This window comes from Lactobacillus equicursoris DSM 19284 = JCM 14600 = CIP 110162 (assembly GCF_001434815.1).
In the GTDB taxonomy this organism is placed as follows: Bacteria; Bacillota; Bacilli; order Lactobacillales; family Lactobacillaceae; genus Lactobacillus; species Lactobacillus equicursoris.
In genome coordinates, this window is sequence record NZ_AZDU01000034.1 from 1 (window position 1) to 19,899 (window position 19,899).

At 49.1% G+C, this 19,899-nt stretch carries 17 protein-coding genes and 1 pseudogene; 8 read left to right on the plus strand and 10 right to left on the minus strand.

Annotation, left to right across the window (positions count from 1 at the left end; translation table 11 throughout):
• Positions 1 to 294: IS3 family transposase (locus FC20_RS06975; RefSeq protein WP_156402960.1), on the plus strand; the 294-nt coding region annotated here is incomplete at its 5' end.
• 132 nt (positions 295 to 426) lie between these two features.
• Here the strand turns inward: FC20_RS06975 and FC20_RS06980 are convergent.
• Positions 427 to 1,446: an FMN-dependent dehydrogenase gene (locus FC20_RS06980; protein WP_008460513.1), complete on the minus strand. Its 1,020-nt coding sequence runs from the start codon at positions 1,444 to 1,446 to the stop codon at positions 427 to 429.
• Positions 1,447 to 1,610: 164 nt separating this feature from the next.
• Between FC20_RS06980 and FC20_RS06985 the strand changes: the two are divergent.
• A pseudogene (locus FC20_RS06985) lies at positions 1,611 to 2,619 on the plus strand (Gfo/Idh/MocA family oxidoreductase).
• A gap of 9 nt (positions 2,620 to 2,628) precedes the next feature.
• Positions 2,629 to 3,387, plus strand: coding sequence for a peptidoglycan editing factor PgeF (gene pgeF, locus FC20_RS06990; protein ID WP_008460518.1), 759 nt, complete (start codon positions 2,629 to 2,631; stop codon positions 3,385 to 3,387).
• Between the two features lie 72 nt (positions 3,388 to 3,459).
• On the opposite strand, the gene FC20_RS06995 is transcribed toward pgeF, so the two are convergent.
• From FC20_RS06995 to parE, 4 genes are all read right to left on the minus strand, one after another.
• Complete coding sequence (locus tag FC20_RS06995) at positions 3,460 to 4,275, minus strand: Cof-type HAD-IIB family hydrolase (RefSeq protein ID WP_008460520.1); 816 nt, start codon at positions 4,273 to 4,275, stop codon at positions 3,460 to 3,462.
• 146 nt (positions 4,276 to 4,421) lie between these two features.
• Positions 4,422 to 5,357 carry a manganese-dependent inorganic pyrophosphatase gene (locus FC20_RS07000; protein ID WP_008460522.1) on the minus strand — a complete coding sequence of 312 codons (936 nt, stop codon included), beginning with the start codon at positions 5,355 to 5,357 and terminating at the stop codon, positions 4,422 to 4,424.
• 146 nt (positions 5,358 to 5,503) lie between these two features.
• On the minus strand, positions 5,504 to 7,987 hold the full coding sequence (gene parC, locus FC20_RS07005) for a DNA topoisomerase IV subunit A (RefSeq protein ID WP_008460524.1): 2,484 nt from the start codon (positions 7,985 to 7,987) through the stop codon (positions 5,504 to 5,506).
• Between the two features lie 16 nt (positions 7,988 to 8,003).
• Complete coding sequence (gene parE / locus FC20_RS07010) at positions 8,004 to 9,932, minus strand: DNA topoisomerase IV subunit B (RefSeq protein ID WP_008460527.1); 1,929 nt, start codon at positions 9,930 to 9,932, stop codon at positions 8,004 to 8,006.
• Between the two features lie 93 nt (positions 9,933 to 10,025).
• Here parE and plsY point away from each other — a divergent pair, with 93 nt between their 5' ends.
• Positions 10,026 to 10,664, plus strand: a complete 639-nt coding sequence (gene plsY, locus FC20_RS07015) for a glycerol-3-phosphate 1-O-acyltransferase PlsY (RefSeq protein ID WP_008460529.1) — start codon at positions 10,026 to 10,028, stop codon at positions 10,662 to 10,664.
• Between the two features lie 141 nt (positions 10,665 to 10,805).
• On the opposite strand, the gene FC20_RS07020 is transcribed toward plsY, so the two are convergent.
• The 5 genes from FC20_RS07020 to FC20_RS07035 all read right to left on the minus strand — a co-directional run bounded on the left by FC20_RS07020 (position 10,806) and on the right by FC20_RS07035 (position 16,245).
• Complete coding sequence (locus tag FC20_RS07020) at positions 10,806 to 11,627, minus strand: HAD family hydrolase (protein ID WP_056945354.1); 822 nt, start codon at positions 11,625 to 11,627, stop codon at positions 10,806 to 10,808.
• A 31-nt stretch (positions 11,628 to 11,658) separates the two neighbouring features.
• A complete protein-coding gene (locus FC20_RS07025) occupies positions 11,659 to 12,249 on the minus strand; it encodes a hypothetical protein (RefSeq protein ID WP_008462719.1) in 591 nt (196 codons plus the stop codon).
• A gap of 170 nt (positions 12,250 to 12,419) precedes the next feature.
• Positions 12,420 to 12,545, minus strand: coding sequence for a diguanylate cyclase domain-containing protein (locus FC20_RS10880; RefSeq protein ID WP_008462722.1), 126 nt, complete (start codon positions 12,543 to 12,545; stop codon positions 12,420 to 12,422).
• Between the two features lie 336 nt (positions 12,546 to 12,881).
• Positions 12,882 to 14,555 (minus strand): ABC transporter ATP-binding protein, encoded by a 1,674-nt coding sequence (locus FC20_RS07030; RefSeq protein ID WP_056945355.1) that lies wholly within the window; start codon positions 14,553 to 14,555, stop codon positions 12,882 to 12,884.
• Positions 14,545 to 16,245 carry an ABC transporter ATP-binding protein gene (locus FC20_RS07035; protein WP_056945356.1) on the minus strand — a complete coding sequence of 567 codons (1,701 nt, stop codon included), beginning with the start codon at positions 16,243 to 16,245 and terminating at the stop codon, positions 14,545 to 14,547. Before FC20_RS07035 ends, FC20_RS07030 begins: the two co-directional genes overlap by 11 nt.
• A gap of 415 nt (positions 16,246 to 16,660) precedes the next feature.
• Here FC20_RS07035 and FC20_RS07040 point away from each other — a divergent pair, with 415 nt between their 5' ends.
• The 4 genes from FC20_RS07040 to FC20_RS07055 are packed head-to-tail and all read left to right on the plus strand — an operon-like array spanning position 16,661 to position 19,602.
• Positions 16,661 to 17,260, plus strand: a complete 600-nt coding sequence (locus tag FC20_RS07040) for an ECF transporter S component (protein WP_008460058.1) — start codon at positions 16,661 to 16,663, stop codon at positions 17,258 to 17,260.
• The gene (locus FC20_RS07045) at positions 17,260 to 18,036 is read left to right on the plus strand and encodes an energy-coupling factor transporter transmembrane component T (protein ID WP_008460055.1); all 777 of its coding nucleotides are present in this window, start codon (positions 17,260 to 17,262) and stop codon (positions 18,034 to 18,036) included. Before FC20_RS07040 ends, FC20_RS07045 begins: the two co-directional genes overlap by 1 nt.
• Entirely contained in the window at positions 18,015 to 18,842 is an 828-nt protein-coding gene (locus tag FC20_RS07050; RefSeq protein ID WP_008460053.1) for an energy-coupling factor ABC transporter ATP-binding protein, read from the plus strand. The genes FC20_RS07045 and FC20_RS07050 overlap by 22 nt, the downstream gene beginning before the upstream one ends.
• Positions 18,826 to 19,602, plus strand: a complete 777-nt coding sequence (locus FC20_RS07055) for an energy-coupling factor ABC transporter ATP-binding protein (protein WP_008460051.1) — start codon at positions 18,826 to 18,828, stop codon at positions 19,600 to 19,602. Before FC20_RS07050 ends, FC20_RS07055 begins: the two co-directional genes overlap by 17 nt.
• The last annotated feature ends 297 nt before the right edge of the window (positions 19,603 to 19,899 follow it).

Below are 19,899 nucleotides of genomic sequence, written 5' to 3' on the forward strand. Positions count from 1 at the left end.
GGCTGGCAATATCAGCACCAAGCATATCAAGCCGCTCTGGCAAACAGAGGGATCGATCAAAGTATGTCCAGGTTGGGTAATTCTCTTGATGACGGCTTAATGGAAGGCTTCTTCGGCATTCTTAAGCGTGAGATGTTCTACGGCCAAGAACATAAATACAAGGACTTAAATGAGCTTGAGCAAGCTATTCACAAATACATCGATTACTACAACAACGTAAGAATCAAGACAGGACGAAAAAACATGACCCCGATTGAATATCGGAATCATGTTTTAACAACCTTAACGGCGTAATACTAATTTGTCCCAATTTTGGGGGTCACATCAAATTTACGAAGAAAGGTGCATATTTTTCTAATTCCTACACCTTTCAGAAAAAATAAAAACACCAAGCAAACAAATTGCTTGGTGTGACAACAATTAATATTACACCCGCCGCAAAACGGTTGGGTCAAAAGAGCTGGTGTCGGACACGCCCGTGTACATCATCATTTCGCGGAGCTGGGCGGTCAGCTGGGCAAATTTTTTCTCAACGCCCTTGCTGCCATCTTGCAAAAGTTCTGGCAAAATTGCGCGGCCTATCAAAACCGCATCAGCGCCCAAAGCTAGAGCCTTGTATGCGTCGTAGCCAGACATGAGTGATCCGTCAGCAAATATGGTCATCCCGCTGCCCTTCAATGCATCCCGGATTTCCGGCAAAACTGCTAGTGGCGGAACGCCAAACGGCAAACGGCCATGGTGGTGGGAAACGACGATCCCTGCACAGCCCGCCTCTTGGGCCTTCAGAGCATCCTGAATGGACAAAACGCCTTTTGCGATAAAAGGCAGATCGGTTTGGGCAGCGTACTCCCCCAGGTCAGCGGCCGTGATTGGGCCAAGCGGGATGCCGTCGACCACGTCATAGTGGCCATCGGTCCCCGGCACATGGTCAATGTCGATCCCGACAGCAACCGCGCCAAGGCGCTCCGCCGTCTTAATCTCTTGGTAGATTTGCTCATGGTCGGCAAAAGGCTTGATGATGCGGACAGTTGGGCCAGCGTCTTCGACGATTTCGGCATACTCGTCGTCAGGTTCCATCCCGATCCAGTTGAGAACGCCAAGCTTTTTGGCAGCTTGGACTTTTTCCTGCATGGGCTTGCGAGTCTTATCGGGCATAACCTTATTCAGGTGGGAGACCGCAGCGAGGGTCATGGGCGAGGTATACTTTTTGCCAATAATCTCCGTGGCCAAATCAGGCTCGACGGCATCGATGATCCGCATCTCGACCAGCAAACTGTCCAGGTAGGCGCGGGCGTGGATGTTGGCGTCATCGGCCTGGCCGTTGGTCACAGGAATCATCCCCGGCGGGCCCGGCCAAGGGCTGTTAGTGTTTTTCTGTGGTTCAGGCTTAGCCATCAGGGATGCGGCGCTCGCGGCATCGGTGGCGCCAGTGGTTACATCAGTCATTGTTGTTCTCTCCTTCTGTTTCGTTAATAGTAGTATACGGCATTTTGAGGAAATGACGTAAGAAAAAGGATCAAGGAGACTGTATAACCTGTGTTGAGATATGGAAAATGATAAGATAGACATATAACCTAACTAACACACGAGGTAACACCATGACCAAACAAATCCTGCAAGTCGGCTTTTTAGGCGCGGGCAAAAGCACCCACCGCTACCAAGGCCCCTTCATTGCTAAATTAACTGACAAATTCCACATCAAGACCATCTGGGCCCGGAACCTTTCCCACGTCAAGTGGGACCAGATACCTGGTGCCGTCTACACCGAAAACATCGATGACGTCCTCCAAGATCCAGACATCGACTTAGTCGTGATTTCCCTGCCCGTCCTCCACTATGAATATACGAAAAAGACGCTCCTGGCTGGCAAAAATGTTGTCTGCGAAAAGCCTTTTACCGAAAGCCGGGTACAAGCCGAGGAGCTTTTTGACCTAGCTAAGGAAAAAGGTCTTCTTTGCATGTGCATCCAAAACCGCCGCTTTGACTCCGACTTCTTAACTGCTCAAGCTGTGATTGAATCCGGCCGCCTAGGTGACATTTACGAAGTCGAGATGCACTACGACTATTACCGCAAAGACGTGGTTGACGCTGGCAAATTTGACCCCTTTGGCTCCTTCTTGTACCAGCACGCCTGCCACACCCTGGACCAGGCCATCAGCTACTTTGGCATCCCGCATGACTACCACGCGGAAGTCAAGCAACTGCTGGGATCGGGCCGGATGAACGACTATTTTGACATCGACCTCTACTACGATGCGCCTCTCAAGGTCAACGTTTCCTCTTCTTACATGCGCATCAAGTCTCGGCCAAAAATCACTGTCTACGGCAGTAAAAGCCACTGAAGACCGGCAAGAATACGACCTGAAGCGCTTCTACATGCCAACGCCGGACCACCCCGACTTTGGCCTTGACCGCGAGCGCGACTACGGAACGGCCTATTACTATAATGAGCATGACGAGTACGTGGAAGACCTGATCAAGACGGTCAACGTCGACTACTCCCGCTACTACGAGGCCGTTTATGACTCAATCGTGAGCGGCGCAGCTCCCCTGGTCAAGCCGGAGGAGACGTTGAAACAACTGGAAATTTTGGAAACTGGCATCAAGCAGTGCTATTAGGAGGCATTAATGAAACTTCTTCCATGGTCTTACAATAATGAAAAAGTAGAAGGCTACACCGTTCCAGCCTATGAGGACGGGAAACTTTTTAACATGGGCTTCATCCCTGGGCAAGAAGCCGAAGTCATTGCCAACCGGGAAAAATTAGCTGAGTACCTGGGTACCGATCTGGACCACATGGTAGCACCCAACCAAAAGCACACCGACGTTTTGAAACAGATCACCCTGGCTGATGGCGGCGAAGGGATGCGGGCCGTGTCCAAGAAGCTGGACGCCGTTGACGCCACCTACACCCGGGACAAGAGCCTGACTCTCCTCACCTTCCATGCCGACTGCTGCCCAGTTCTCCTTTACCATGAGCGTGAAGAGCTAATCAGCGCCATCCACTCCGGCTGGCGGGGCACCGTGCAAGAAATCGTGGGCAAGACCACTAAATACCTGATTGACCAGGAAAATTGTGATCCCCGCTACTTCCACGCCTACATCGGGCCTAGTTTAGAGCAGCGGAATTTCGAAGCCATGGACAACATCATCGACCTGGTCAAGCAGATGTCCTTTGACACCTCCAGTTTTTATTTCAAAAAAGACGCTACCCACTATCTCCTTGACTCCAAGGGCCTGATCAAGCAGCAGCTCCTGAACTTGGGGGTACCTGATGAAAATATTGAAGTGTCGCCTTATTGCACGACTGAACACGAAGACCTGTTCTTCTCCTACCGGAAGAACAAGTCACCCTATCGGAACATTTCTATTATCCGTATGAAATAAAAATCGCTAATATCACTTGACTTAGAGTAGAAAAAAGACCTGCAGCTTTTTCATAAGTTGCAGGTTTTCTTTTTATTTTAAAGCAAATTTTTCAATAATTTCAGCAACGCCACCTTGGTCGCAGTCGCTTTCCGCTACATAGTCGCAGTCCTTGGCGACATCTGGGTCCACATTGGCCACACCAGCACCTAGACCAGCTGCCTTAATCATGGCCAGGTCGTTAAAGTTGTCCCCGATGGCAATGGTGTCCTTGATGTCAATGCCCAATTTTTCGCACAGTAACTTAAGCCCAGTCCCCTTATCAACGCCCTTGGGGTTAAATTCCAGGTAGCGATTTGAGGAGTAGCTGATTTCCAGCCGGTCTTCGACATCTTCAAAGTCCTGCCGGATCCTTTTCAAATAGGCAAAATCAGGATTATCGTATAATATCTTGACGATCTGCTGGCCCCGTAAAAAGTCTAAACTCTTTTCCTCGGATACCGTGACTCTCAAGCGCCCTTCGACAACCTCCATCATTTCATCAGTCATGTTCATCACGTAAACCGTGTCTGGTGTATATACGTGAATCCCAACCGGGTAGGTCAGCCCTCTCTTAAACAGCTCCTGCGCCAGGTCAAAAGGCAGCGGGGTCAGCTTAAACAGCTTGCCATCATTTTCGTTGATCATCCCGCCGTTATAAGAAATCGTATACTGGTCTTCTAAACCGCGCAAACCCAGAGTTTCCAGAGTGTCTTCTTGAATGGACACAAAGCCACGGCCAGTGGTCGGCACAAATTTGCCACCTTGCTCAGTAAACTTCCGAATTGCATCAAGATTGCGCTGGTTGATTTTCCGGTCATGCCCAATCAGGGTCTCATCTAAATCGCTAGCAATTAACTTATAGCCCATAACTTGCTCCTTCATGTAAGCCTTTACTCTTCTATTAAAAATTTTACCAATTTTTTGGTAAAAATGCTAATTTGAGCATGCAAAAAGCCACCAAATTAACTTAGTGGCTTTTTACTATTATTTAATTTGGTCCTACAATCTACCAATTAAGCTTCAAAAGCACGGGTAAGTGGAGGAACGATTTGCTTCTTACGTGAAACAACGCCTGGCAGGTGAGCTTCTGAGTCAACCAATTCCTTGCCAAAGGCCTTCTTGAAGACTTCCTTGCTTTCGTCATCGCCAACGAAGAGAACTTCTGAGTCTGAGTCCAAAACGTTAGTGATTACCAACATGAACAAGTCGTAGCCGTTTTCCTTGCTTGCATCAGTCATGGCCTTGAGGAAGCCGTCTTTCCGTTCCAAAGCTTCTGGAACGTCAACAACGTTGATTTGACCGATGCGGGCAGTCTTGCCGCCAAGTTCAAAGCTCTTAGCGTCCAGGTCGATCAATTCTTCAACTGACTTAGCAGCAATGTTGGTGCCGGCCTTCAAGAGTTCCAAGCCGTATTCCTTGTAGTCAACGCCAGCAATCTTAGCCAGATCTTCGACAGCTTCCTTGTCGATGTCAGTAGTGGTTGGTGACTTCAACAGCAAGGTATCAGAAATAATGGCACTTAACATAATACCAGCAATGTTAGCTGGGATTTCCATGTCTTGTTCCTTGAACATTTCCCACAAAACAGTTGAAGTACAGCCAACTGGTTCTGCCCGGTAGTAAAGTGGGTCGATGGTTGCAAAGTTGCTGATCCGGTGGTGGTCGATAACGTGGGTAACCTTAACCTTGTCGCGGTCTTCAACGCTTTGTTGTGGTTCGTTGTGGTCAACCAGCATAATTGCGTTAACTTCGTTAGCAACCGTCTTCACAACACGTGGTGCTTCAAAGCCAAACTTCTTCAAGGCAAAGCTGGTTTCGTCATTGGCTTCGCCCAAGGCTACAGCTTCAGTGTTGTAGCCCTTTTGGTTTTGGAAGTATGAGTAAGCAATGGCAGTGCCGATTGCGTCAGTGTCTGGGTTTCTGTGACCAAAAATAAGTTCTTTTTCCATCTTGGAATTTCCCTTCTAAAAAGCTAATTTTTTTCTCTCTTATTTAAGTCTACTAGAAAACAAGAGATTTGTTTATCATTTTTTGCATTCTTTTTATAGCTTTTAAGCTTTTTTCTTATTTCTTATCTTATCTGTCTAATGCTTGCTTAAAAAAGGCGGCTGGCATCGGCTTCAGCGCTGGTTAGTGGCTTGCCCAAGAGTAATTCTCTTGGCTCACCGTCGGTCGTCACGTCGATGACGAAGGAGCCATTTGACTGCCGGTCACCCAATGGGTGGTCGCAAGTCCGGATGACCTGCTTTCTCATGCTGGAGGTGATCAGGGTCAGTTCGTGGTCTTGGCCGTAGAACTTGGCAGCTACCAGCCGGTGCGGCTTGGTCTTAAGGTTTCGCAGCACTAGTACGCCCCGCTTAGCCCGGGTCGTCTTACCGATCAGATCCAGCTTCATCTGCTTGAAGGCCCCTCTTTGGGTAACCAGCCCCAGCTTTAAGAGGTCTTCATAGGCTGGGTCAAAGGCATAGCAGGCAACGACGTAGTCGTCGTCTTTCAAGTTGATGGACTTGACCCCAGCAGCTCTAGCCCCAATCATTGGAACTTCTGACAAGTCATATCTGAGGCCAAAGGCTTGGTTGGTCAAAAGCACAACTTCTCTTTCTTCACTTGCCTTGACCAGGTCAACCGAAATAACGCGGGACGTGTCCGACTTCAGCTTCATGGCCATGATCGCACGTGAGCGGTAGGTTCTGGTTGGTTGCAGGTCCTTTAAGGCCACTTGCTTAATAAAGCCGTCGTTGGTTGCCATTAAGAAGGCTGCATCTTCATCGTCCAATTTTTCTAAGGCGTAAACTTGAATGATTTGTTCATCAGCGGCTAAGCCCAGTTCCTGGGACAGGTGCTGACCAACATCCTTCCACTTGGTTTCCGTCAGTTCGTGGACTGGCCGGTAGATCAAGTTCCCGTAATTAGTGAAGAGATAAAGGTTGGTCAATGTCGACAAGGTGCCTTCATAGACCACCCGGTCGGTTTCTGGCAAGCCATTATCGCCAGACTCAGTAGATTGGTAGGACCGCATAGATGAGCGCTTGATGTAGCCGTCCCGGCTGACCAAAACTCTTACGTCTTCTTCAGCGATCAGGGCCTTTTCGTCGATTTCGACCTTGGCAGTTTCATCACTGATCTGGGTCCGGCGCGGGTTGCCGAATTCTTTCTTAACCGCAGTCAGTTCCTTGATGATTTCTTTTTGCAGCACCTTCGGATCCGCCAAAATTTTTTCAAAAGCCGCAATCTTGGCTTCCAGCTCCTTTTGTTCTTTCTGCAGAGCCAAGACGTCGGTGTTGGTCAAGCGATACAGCTGCAAGCTGACGATAGCTTCAGCTTGTCTTTCTGAAAAATCAAATTCCTTAACCAGGTTCTTCTTGGCATCCGCCTTGTTCTTGGAAGCCCGGATGGTCTTGATAACTTGGTCGAGGATCGACATGGCCTTGATCAAGCCTTGGATAATTTCCAATCTATCCTTAGCCTTGCCTAAGTCAAACTTCGTCCGCTTAGTCAAAACTTCTTGAGCATGTTCTAGATATGCTTCTAAGATTCGCTTTAAACCAACTTGGACCGGGGTCATGTGGTCGATAGCGACCATGTTGAAGTTGTAGGAAACCTGCAAGTCGGTGTTTTTCAGCAGGTAGTTGAGGATGTTTTGGGCATCGGCGTCTTTTTTCAGTTCGATGACGATGGACAAACCGTGGCGGTCGGTTTCATCCCGAACTTCGCTGATCCCATCTAAGTCCCGGCTGACCCGGATTTCATCGATCTTCTTGACCAGTTGGGCCTTGTTGACCAGGTAAGGGACTTCCGTCACCACAATCTGCTGGCGGTGGCCGCGGATTTCTTCAATCTGGGTCTTGGCCCGGACCTGGATCCGGCCCTTGCCCGTCAGGTAGGCATCCTTGATCCCCTTGGTGCCCATGACGATCCCGCCAGTTGGAAAGTCCGGCCCCTTGATGAATTCCATCAAGTCGTCTAAAGAAGCATCTGGGTGCTTCAAGAGATGAATGGTCGCATCTAAAACTTCACTTAAGTTGTGGGGCGGAATTTCCGTAGCGTAACCTGAGGAAATCCCGGTTGACCCGTTGACCAACAGGTTTGGGAACCGCGCTGGCAAAACGGTTGGCTCATAGGCCGTGTCGTCGAAGTTCAAGACCATCGGCACCGTTTCTTTGTCGATGTCTTCCAGCAAGACATTGGAAATCTTGGACAAGCGAGATTCGGTATAACGCATGGCAGCCGGGCTGTCCCCGTCCATGGACCCGTTGTTCCCGTGCATTTCGATCAGGGGCTCTCTCATCTTCCAGTCTTGAGACAGGAAGACCAAGGCGCCATAAATGGAACTATCCCCGTGCGGGTGATAGTTACCCATGATGTTACCGACGGCCTTCGCAGCCTTCTTAAACGGCTTGTCAGCCGTATTGCCATCCCGGTACATGGCATAGAGAATCCGGCGCTGGACCGGCTTTAAGCCGTCACGAATGTCGGGCAGGGCTCTTTCTTGAATAATGTATTTTGAGTAGCGGCCAAACCTTTCTCCCATCACTTGTTCAAGAGGCATCTCCCGAATTCGTTCCTGAGTTTCCGGCATCTAATAACCACCTTTCCTAGTTGTTAACTTTGTCTAAAATCGATTCTTCATCCCCGAGGCGGAACTTGACGTTCTCCTCGATCCACTTTCTTCTGGCACTGGCCTGGTCACCCATCAGAGTCGTTACCCGGCGTTCAGCCAGCTGCGCATCGTCAATCCTGACTCTAATCAGCATCCGGCTTTCTGGGTTCATGGTCGTCTCCCAGAGCTGGTCAGCGTTCATTTCACCTAACCCCTTAAACCGCTGAAGAGCATAGCCCTTGCCAACCTTCTTTTCGTCTTCGTCCCGTTCTTCGTCGGTCCAAGCGTAAAGGTTGGTGTCTTTCTTACTAATGCGGTAAAGCGGCGGCAGGGCGATATAGATCTTGCCTTGCTCAATCATCGGCCGCATGTAGCGGTAGAAGAAGGTCAAGAGCAGAATCTGGATGTGGGCCCCGTCGTCGTCCGCGTCAGTCATGATGATGACTTTGTCGTAGTTGGAGTCTTCCACCTTGAATTCCGTGCCAACGCCGGCACCAATGGTGTGGATCATGGTGTTGATTTCTTCGTTTTTGAAGATGTCAGCCAGTTTGGCTCTTTGGGTGTTCAAAACTTTCCCGCGCAAAGGCAAAATGGCTTGGAAGCGCCGGTCTCTCCCCTGCTTGGCAGACCCACCGGCGGAGTCCCCTTCGACCAAGAAGAGTTCGTTTTTCTTGGGGTTACGGGATTGAGCGGGAGTTAATTTACCCGACAAAACTTCCTTCTTGCGGCGCTTTTTGCCGTTTCGAGATTCGTCTCTAGCCTTCTTGGCTGCTTCTCTGGCATCTCTAGCCCTCTGAGCCTTTTTAACCAGTTCCTGGGCCCATTCCCCGTTTTCCATCAGGTAGTAGGACATCTTTTCGTAGACGATGGAGTCGACCACGCTTCGAGCTTGCGGGGTCCCCAGCTTGCCCTTGGTCTGCCCTTCAAATTCCAGCAATTCTTCTGGAATCTTGATGGACAAAACTGCGCTAAGGCCTTCTCTGTAGTCTGACCCGTCCAGCTTGTCCTTTTTGCCTAGCAGGCCCTGCTTTTTGGCATAGTCGTTAAAGGCCCGGGTAAAGCCGCTTCTAGCCCCCACTTCGTGAGAACCACCATCAGCGGTGCGAACGTTGTTAACAAAAGACACGAAGTTTTCTGAGTAAGAATCGCTGTATTGGCCGGCGAATTCCACTTCCATGTCATCTTGCTGGCCTTCAAAGTAAAAGACCTTGCCGATGGTCCCCTTGCCTTCGTTCAAGTAGGAAACAAAGCTTTCAATCCCATCATCGAACTGGAAGACCTCGTGGTGATTTGGCTCCCGTTCGTCGGTCAGGGTAAACTTAACGCCTTTGAGCAAGAAGGCAGATTCCCGGATTCTTTCAGCGATGGTCTCGTAGTTGTACTTAGTCGTTGAAAAAATCATCGGGTCCGGCTTAAAGGTAATGGTCGTCCCGGTCTTTTCATTGGTCTTGCCCAGGCACTTCAAGGTACCGATTGGCTGGCCCCCATTTTGGAATTCTTCTTCATAAGCTTTGCCATTGCGGACCACGTGCACCTTCATGTAGGTGGACAGAGCGTTAACGACAGAGGATCCAACCCCGTGCAGACCACCTGAAGTCTTGTAGTTTTGTTCAGTGAACTTCCCACCGGCGTGCAGAACTGTTAAGATGACTTCGATGGTTGGCCGGCCGGAAGCGTGCATCCCCGTCGGCATCCCCCGCCCAAAGTCTTGCACGGTGACCGAGTTGTCCTCATGAATGGTAACGTTGATTTCCTTGCCGTAGCCAGCCATGGCTTCATCGACAGAGTTGTCGACGATTTCATAGACTAACTGGTTTAAGCCATGAATATCGGTTGATCCAATGTACATACCGGGCCGCTTGCGGACGGCTTCCAGGCCATGCAGGATCTGGATTGAAGAATCGTCATAGGTATTCTTTGCCAAAAATATACATCCTCTCCAAGTTTGTTGAACATCATATCAATTATGGCCGTTATTTGTTAAAATAACTAAGACAGAATAAACGGAGTTGATAAAATGTTTGCAATAAAATTTGCATTACTACTAATTTTAGCATATTTGATCGGTTCATTTCCGACGGGCGTGCTAGTCGGAAAACTATTTTACCACAAAGATATCCGTGAGTACGGCTCACATAACATCGGAACGACCAATACTTTTCGGGTTTTAGGACCAAAAGCCGGTACCATCGTCTTCTTAGTGGACTTCTTCAAAGGGACCCTGGCGACCAGCCTGCCAGTGATCTTCCATCTAGGCGATCACCACTACTGCTTGGTCTTCGGGGCGGCAGCCATCTTGGGCCATGCCTTCTCCATCTTCCTCAAATTTAGGGGCGGCAAGGCCGTAGCGACGACAGCTGGTTTTCTCTTAGGCTACAATGTGAAGTTCTTTGGCCTGTGCGCCTGCTTCTTCATTCCGCTCTTGCTCATCACTAGCATGGTATCCATGAGCAGCTTGATTTCAGTCATCTTGATCTTTATTTCCAGCTTCTTTTTCCATGACAGCTTCTTGACTATCATGTCTGGCGTCTTGGTTATCCTGATTTGGTGGAGCCACCGGACCAACATCAAGCGGATCCTGAATGGGAGCGAAAACTTGGTACCATTTGGCCTTTATTACTGGTATAAAAAGTCTAAGGGGCAGATCAAGAAGTAGCCTTGACCCTTGACAAGTTAAGTATATCGAACAAAAGTTCAGAACGCAAGCCGAACAAGAATTTTTACTTTTTTGGCAAAACGAAAAGCTTGATTCACCACTGGTGAACCAAGCTTTTTCTTTGGTCTATTTACTTTTTCTTTAGTCAAACAGATGCCGCAAGACCTGCATGACCCCTTCTTCGTTGTTGCTTGGGGCGATCTCGTCGGCAATCGCCTTTAAATCTGGGTGGCCGTTGACCATGGCGTAAGACAGGCCAGCCGCCTCAAGCATGGTGTAATCGTTCAAGTAATCGCCAAAAGCCAGGACTTCGTCCTTTGGAATGCCCTTCATTTCGGCAATCTTGGTCAAGGCTGTGCCCTTATTGGCCTCTTTATTGACGAAGTCAATCCATTCTGGGCCCGCCAAAACGGCATCCATGTCGGCCGGCATCGGCGGCAACTTCTTAAAGCGGCTTTCGGCATCCCGGTCACCGAAGTAGACGGAAACCTTGATAATCTCGTCGCTGTCCACTTCCTTCGCCAAGTCTTCAGCGTAGCGGCGCTTGATGTAGTAAGTGTCCAGCTGCTTTAAAAAGAGCTTGTCGTCTTTTGGATCATGGCTGATCCCCTCCTTCAGCCCGCATAAGATTGGGCTGGCGATCGGGTCGTCCTTAAATAAATCCAGGTAAAAGGCCGCTTCTTCGCTGGTCAAGCCGCTCTTAGCTAGCACTTTTCCTTGCTGGTAGATGACGCCGCCGTTATCGCCGATAAAGATCAAGTGGTCCTTGATCTTGGAAAAAAGCTCTTCGTTGGTGTAATAAGGCCGGCCACTGGCGATCACCATCTGCTGGTCTGGGTGAGACAAGACCCAGTTATCAAAAGATGCCGGCACTTCTTTTTGATCATTGACCAATGTGCCGTCCATGTCGGTTGCGATTAACTTGATTTCTCTACGTTTCTTTTCTTCAGTCACTTTTCTCATTCCGAAATCTATTTTTTCTTTTTTTAAAAAACTAACCGTAAATATTTTCCACTGCCTGCCGGTAGAGGTCAATGGACAAGTCGTCAGGGTGGTCATTTTTCAGCTTCAAATATTCTTCTCGAACGTCTTCCCACTGGTCCCAGTCCTTGATGGTTTCTTCTTCAATCGTCAAAAAGCGGTAGTTGAAGGATTCACTCCAGGCGCCCTGACCGTCTTTTTCAACTAAGCGGCTTTCTTCCCCGTCGGCCTTTTTTACAACAGTCAAGTCAACCTTAAAGTTGACCTTGCCGGATTTTTTGGCCCGGTGTAAAAAGGTCAGAGCTCGGTCACAAGAACGACCAGCTTCAAACTTGCTGGCCATTTCTCTTGGCAATACCTCTTTAACGGTTTCTAAAAGCTCAGCTGCTGACAAATCTTCTGGCAGCTTGCTGACCACCAGTTGGTAATCAATGTCATAAACGCCGTTGTTTTCTGTGACAAAATTGCCAGCCGTGCCCACCGTTGCCTGGGCTTCTAGGACAATGCCCTTTTCCGCCTTCAGCTTGGCTAAGGCAGCGTTGACTGCGTCTAAGGTCAAATAGCGGTAAATCTTGATATCTTCTGGTCTTTGGTAAGTATACATGGATCCTCACTTATTATTCTCTAGCTCTTCTTCAGAATCAACTATCCCGGTGCAGTAGCCGATGCTCAAAGTGGCTGGGCTTTCCAGGTTCTTGTTCATTTTAGCATAGTTCCACTGGACTAAGAGCAGCTGCTCGACAAAATCATTCTCTTCTGTGCCTGTGGCAATAATCAGGGCTTCGTCACCCCCATAGCGTGTCCGTAATGGTCGTTAAAATACTTGAAGTCATCCAAGTCGATCATGGCAATGCCCAAGTTTTGCCGAAGGTAATTGGGGAAGTCCTCACGCAAGGCCATCCGGTTGGCCAGACCTGTTAACTCATCAGTCTGGCTCCTTCAAAAGAGCTGGCCGCTAGTTTCGTTAACTACATAGTTGTACCAAGACGACTGTCTAAACCAGCGTCTTCTGAGGATAATAATTACCTGACAAATCTAAAGCTAAGGATTACTAGGAAAAAGCCATACCACTTGTTGTAATAAGGCAAACAGCAGATGGCAATCGAACGTCACCTTAATTATAGGATAGTGATTATCTTGTGAAAAGCTCTATCTTACTGGTTTTAGGTGATTTAGCTATATTTAGTTGGAAATAAACTAGATCTTTTATAGAAGTTATTAGATAACAGCAATTAGCTAATTGTGATTATTTCTTTTAATCTCAATAATCCGCCCATCCTTAAGCAACTCGGTCCGATGAGAAATGGACAAAAGAGTCTTGCCCTGGCTGGCCCTCTCCAGTGCTTTCAGCAGGCGATTTTCGGTTTCCCGGTCTAAATTAGCCGTAATTTCATCAAATAAAAGCAGGCGCGGCTTGGCTGAAATCGCCCGGGCAATGGTCAGCAGCTGCATTTGACCATGGGAAAATGTCGCATTGGTCACGTGGCTGTTTAGGCCATCCGGCAGCTTTTTAACCGCATCGGCCAGGCCCACAGTTTCCAGTGCCTGCCAGATTTCTTGATCGCTAATCGCTGGATCTCTTAGGCTGATCTGCTCGCCCAGATTCCCGTCGATCAGCTGAAAAGTCTGCTCAACGCAGCCGTAAAGCTGGCGCCTTTGGCTATCTGGCAGGGTCTGGACGTCTTGACCTAAAATCTTGATGCTTCCTCCTTGCGGAGCATATAGGCCCAAGATCAACTTAAAAAGGGTGCTCTTGCCGGCACCGGTCCGCCCTTTCAGGGTGACCTTCTCTCCTTCACGAATCACCAAGTTAAAGTGGTCAAAAATCTTTTTGCCATTCGGGTAGGAAAAAGTTAGATCTTTGATCTCAATGGCAGGATGACTATTGCTTCTTTCAGCTTTAGCGTTATTTCCTAAACTTTCAGTCTCTTCAGGCCGCTCCTCCGCGCTTAAAAAGTTGGCAATCCGCTGGCTGCCGGCCGCCGCGGCTTGGATGTTTTGGATTTCCATCCCGATTGAGGACAGCGGGGTAAAGACCTGGCCGACGTAGGCAATGATGGCGACGGCTGTCCCGGCACTGATGCCGAAAAAGCTCTGCCAAGGCCCGCCCAGACTGGCAAGCAGAAGCATCAAGCCGGTTAAGACTGCTTGGATGAAGATGACGACTGGTGAATAAACGGAGTCACAGAAGTTAGACTGCTGCATAGCATCAAAGCTTCTCTTGAGGATTTTTTCATAGTGGTGCTTCATGAAGCTTTGCGCCCGGTAGAGGTGGATGGTCAAGAGGTTGGCCGTTGTTTCCGGCAGAACCCGGTCAGCGTCAGCGATTGCCTCCCGGTTGTCCAACTGGGCTCTGTATGACTTTTGCTGGATCTTAACCGTAAAGAGCCAGACGATCGGCAAAAAGAGCAAGAGTAAAATGCCAAGTCCCACGCTTTTACTAAAGATGACCACCACAATCCCGATGACTGACGCCAAGTCAGCAATCATGTTGACGATTCCAGATGAAAAAAGGTCTTCCAGAGTATCAACATCGTTGACAAAGCGTGATACCAGACTGCCGCTCCCCTCTTGGGCGTAGTAGCTAGCCGGCAGCTTTTTTAATTTGGCAGCCATCTGCGAGCGAATTTCGTGGGTCAATTTTTCGCCCCAAACAGTAATCATCCCCTCGCGGACCGCCTCCAGCAGCTTGGTCAAAAGCAAGCTAGCAAAATAAGCTAAACCGCTATACAAAAGCAACTGAGCAGAAGTAGTCGTCAGGCTGTCGACGATTTTCCCTAAAAGAAGCGGCGGCGCTAAGGCAGCCACCACATCCAGCACGATAACTAAGATTAAACATAGAGTCAGTCCAGGATAGTGGCCAATGGCTTTGGCGAAAACCTTGATTGGCGACGCTTTTTTACTTGGCATTTGGCTCACCCCCTTCAAAGAGCTTACGGTAACCCGGCGATTCGGCGATTAATTCAGCATGAGTTCCAAAACGGGTCTGGTCACCATCTAGATAAAGAACGGAATCCAGCTGCGGAAAGAACTCTAACCGGTGAGAAATCAGCAAGGTAATCCGATCTTGGTAGTTTGCCTTCAAGGCAGCCAAGATATGCTGAGCAGTGTCCTCATCGACGCTGGCAAAGGGATCGTCTAAAACTAAGAGCGGCCGCTTAAAGTAAAGAGCCCGAGCTAAAGCAACGCGGGCGGCTTGCCCACCTGACAAAAGCTGAGCGCGGTCACCCACTTCGGTATCTGCGCCATTAGGCATTTCCTTTAAGTCGGGAGTCAGATCGGCATCGCCTAACACCTGGTCTAGGGTTAGATCTTCTTTTTGCCCCAGAGTTATATTATCGGCAATTGAGGCTGAGAAAAGCTGGGGCTGGTGCCCTTGGTAGGAGCAGAGGACCACTTTATCCAATAAGTCCTTAACCTCCTGTCCGCCCAAGCTAGCAGAACCTTTGTAAGGAATTTTTTCCAAAAAAATCCTTCCCAAAGTCGACTTGCCGCAAGCAACAGGTCCCGTAATGCCCACGATTTGGCCTGGTTTCGCAGTGAGGCTGACTTTTTGCAAAAGCGGCTTTTGATCCCAGGAAAAGGCCAAGTCCTTGATTTGTAAGTCCCCGCTCTTAGCAACCTGCTTTGTTGGGGCCGCTTCTTGATTTAAGAGCGGCTTGATCCGGTGCCAAGATACCTCCGCTTTTTGCACGGCATTAAAGAGGTTGGCAGCGTGGGAGGACTTAACAGCCAGCTTACCAAAGCAAGCCAAATAAGTGGAAAAAGCTGCCAGGTTCCAGGCTTGCCAGCCCTGGCCCAGGACATTTTTGCCACCTAAATAAATAATCAAAATAAAGCTGATGGAAGAAACAATGTAATAAAGCGGCTCAGCCACGTTGATCAAGACGCCAGCCTTGATCTGCTTTTGCTCGTAGTTCTTCAGATACCTTTCGTAGTGGCGATTTTGGCTGTCTTCAACGCCAAAAATCCGGTAAGTTAAGGCGTTTTGCGTCCGGTCTAAAGTCGCCTTGTTAAGCTCCCCTGTTGCCTTTTTGGCATTGGCCACGCTAGTGGTGACGGGCTTTTTCAAGCCGGCTGCCAAAACATAGGCTAGCGGCGGGAAGATCAAGACGAGCAGGGTCAACCGCCAGTCATAAGCAAATAGCATGCAAAGATAAACGACCATGACCACGCCTGTGTCAAAAATTTCCGTCGTAAACTTCCGCATCCCTTCCGCGCAGTCATCCGCGTCAGACAAGGCCTTAGTCATCACGTCCCCGATATCGGTCTGCTTTTGCCCAGTCAGCAAAGCATAGTAAAGCTGGCTCCGCAGGGTCAAAATTGTCCGGTTGGCAAACTTGCGGACATAAAGACGCTTTAAGTAGCGCATGAACTGGACCAGGAAAATGGTCAAAACATAGCCTAGAGCCAGGCGGACCATGGTGAAATAGGTTGTCTTTTTCTCCAAGATATTGAGCAGGCACTGGGCCAGCTGCCCTTCAAACCAGGGCCCGGCCGCCATGCCGACGTTGTAGATAATGCCAGAAACCGTCACTACGGCCAGGGGTTTCCACTGGGCGGTGAAGTAGCTTCTTAGCGATTTTTCCTCTTTTTCCATTTGCTTTTTCTCCCGAAAATAATAGCAAGGTTATATCTTTAACATAGCATTCACCTTGGTTAGCTACAAGCGCTATGCATACAGTTTCTAAAATTTGCGGAACCACGCCGCACTTTTTAGTAACTAATCTATCCCGGTCCTTGTGATCTTTTTACCAAATACAAAATTCTTCCCCAAAACCTAATCTCCAATTTTACCGCCATTGTAACCGCTTGATTATTAAACTCGAAATGATATTCCCGTTAAAAATGTGTAAAAAGGAACTTGTCAACACCTAAAAGCAGTGCTACTATTTCAGTAAATCACCTAGATAAAAGTAAAGGTTACCTTTACTTTTATAAGATGGTTGCTCATTTTCCTGCGCAGCTAATGAGACATAGCAAGCAATCTATTTCTCAAACGAGGTATTTAATTCATGGAAGCTAAGAATGAAAATCACAGTATGTGGAAGTTTCGCCTGACGGCGGCAACGATGACCCTGATCCCGGCCGCTGTCGGCATCAACTATGTGGCAAAGGCCTTCGCCGAAGGCTTGAAGCTCCCGGTTTGGCTGGGGTCACTTGGCACCTTTTTAGCCAGCATGCTGGCCGGCCCCGTCGCCGGCGCCATCAGCGGTTTCATCAACAACATCATCTATGGCCTAACCCTGTCGCCAATCTCCACCGTCTACTGCTTAACCAGCATCGGCATTGGCCTGGCTGTCGGCATTCTTTATGAAAAAGGCTACTTCGACAAGGCCAGCAAGGTCCTGCCAGCTGCCCTCGTCATTGCCCTGGTTTCAGCCGTTATCTCAACGCCTTTGAACGTGATCTTCTGGGGCGGGCAAACCGGCATTGCTTGGGGCGACGCGCTTTTTGCCTACATGACTGCCCACCACGTAAGCATCTGGATTGCTTCTTTTGCCGACGAATTCGTCTTGGACCTACTCGACAAGGTCATCGTCGCCTACTTGGCCTACCTCATCTACAAGCAAATGCCTAAGCGCCTAGTATTCTTTTTCAAGGGGAACCGTTAATGGACGCGGCCAAGTCTGCTAGTTCCAACGCAAATTGGACGGCTAGCGTTGACCCCGTGACCAAGCTCCTCTTGATCCTCTTTTTCACCCTGGCTGCCTTTTGTGCCCAGAACCTGGTCGAAGCCGGCATCGTTTTGGTCTTCACCCTCGCTCTAGTTTTCGCCCTGCCGACTAAAAAGTCCCTGTGGGCGATGACGGCTTTCAGCCTCTTTATCATCGTTACCATGGTAGTCATCCAAGGCCTTTTTTGGCCCAGCAACCAAACAGTCGCCTTTCACTTGGGAACGATCGACTTTTACCAAGAAGGACTGAAGCATGCTCTGCTCCTAGGTTCCCGCATCTTGGTGATCATTTTTTCTACGAGCTTTTTCATCGAAACAACTACGCTTTCTGAAAATTCCCGTTATTTGGAAAAAAGCGGACTCTCTTTCAAACAGGTCTACGTCTTGATGTCGGTTTGCTACATTCTGCCCCAGATGCACCGCAACCTGCAAAAAATCCGCTTTGCCCAAAAAGCGCGCGGCATTCAGCCGGCTAAAAGCCTGTGGTCAAAGGCAAAGACCTTAATGCCAGTCCTGGTGCCACTCATCGTCAAAAGTTTCCAAGAAGCCATGAACCGGTCCATTTCCTTGCAGCTGCGCGGCTTCGATAGCCCGGTCCGCCGGGTGCCAAAATCAGACAGAACTTATTGGCAAGACCGGGCCTGCCACCGGTTGCTAGCGGCTTTAAGCCTAGTATTAGTAGGAGTGAAAATATGGGAAATCATCTGCAAGTAGCCTTCGACCAGGTCAACTTAAACTACGCCGGTTTTGACGAGCTAGCTTTAAAAAAGCTCACCTTACACAGCGAGATCAACAAGGTTGGCCTAATCGGCCCCAGCCACGCCGGCAAAAGCACCCTGCTCTACCTCCTGGCCGGCGTCTTGGACCAGGTCATCCCGACGGAAAAAAGCGGCACAATCGCTTTGGACGGTCAAGATTTAGTAAATTGGCTGGCCAGTAAGCAAATTGGCCTAGTTTTGCAAGATCCGGCTAGCCAACTATCTGGCATGGCCGACACTGTTTTTGACGAAATCGCCTTTGGACTTTACAACCAAGGACTAGAAGAAGCAGAAATTGAAAAAAGGGTTCAAGCCGTCGCACAAAAATTAGACTTGGAAGATTTTTTAGACCAGGCCCCAACCGCTTTGTCGGGCGGGCAGATCCAGCGCCTGGCTATCGCCTCCATCATTGCCTTAAAGCCTGACCTACTCTTGCTCGATGACCCGACCAGCCAGATGGACCCGCTTGGCCGGCAGCACTTTTTTGCCTGGCTGAAAGAGTCGGACTGCCCCGTAATCATCGCTTCTAGCGAGATCGATGACCTGGCGGAAGTCTGCGACCAATTGTGGGTCTTAGAAGACGGCGAATTGCAAATGGCTGGCAAGCCAGCTGACATTTTCATGAAATTTGCAAATGACCAAGAAATTGCCAAACCTGCAGCCTTTTTAATGGGAGAAAAAATGGGCTGCAAATTTGACGGCCACTATCCTGTCACCGCTGATGAATTAATGAAAGCTGCTGCTTATGGAAATCACGATTAAGAATTTACAATATTCCTACCCTGGCTCCCCCTTTTCCTTGAATTTGCCAGAGTACGTCTTTGCACCCGGCCTGACCACCCTGATCGGGCAAAATGGCGCGGGCAAAAGCACCCTGCTCAAGGCCGTGGCTGGTCTAATCGATTTTGATGGCGAGATTGACTTTGACGGGGAAAATTTGCAAGACTTTTTAGCAAAGGGACGCCTGACCAAGATCGGCTACACCTTCCAGGACCCCAACGACCAGCTCTTCAACTCGACCGTTTATAAAGAAGTAGCCTGGGGATTAGAGCAGCTGAAGATGCCAGAAGACGAGGTTGAGAAAAGAACCATCTCGACTCTGGACAAGTTGGGTTTGACCGAATTCAAGGGCCTGAACCCTTACGACCTGTCCTTGTCGGATAAAAAACTCTTGACCCTGGCCACGGTGCTGGCCCTGGACCCCGCCATCTACCTCTTTGACGAGCCGCTCATGTGCCTGGACTACCCCAGCCGGCAGCTGGTCAGTCAGCTTTTTAACGAGTTAATTAATGAAGGAAAGACGATCATCATGATCTGCCACGACATGGACTGGGTAGCCGAAATGGGCAGCCGGATCTGCGTCATGGCCGGTGGGCAAGTCGCCTACGATGGCCTGCCGCGGGGCTTTTTCGAAAATGAGCAGCTGCTGAAAGAAAACGGCCTGCTGCCTCCGCGCGTCTACCAGTTGTCTAAAATGCTAAATATGGCCACGCCCTGCCTGTCTTTAGCCGAAATCCAGTAACAAAGAAGCCAATTATGGCTACAGATATTAGGGGGAAACGGATTGCAAAAATTGGCTTGGCTAACTAAGATTGGGGGAATCACGTCCAAAAAATTGGCTTGGTTAACTAAGATTGGGGGAATTGCGTCCCAAAAATTGGCTTGGCTAACTAAGCTTGGGGGAATCCCGTCCCTAAAATCGGCTTGGCTAACTAAGATTGGGGGAATCCCATGCCTAAAATTGGCTTGGCTAACTAAGCTTGGGGGAATCCCGTCCCAAAAATCGGTTTGGCTAACTAAGATTGGGGGAATCCCGTCC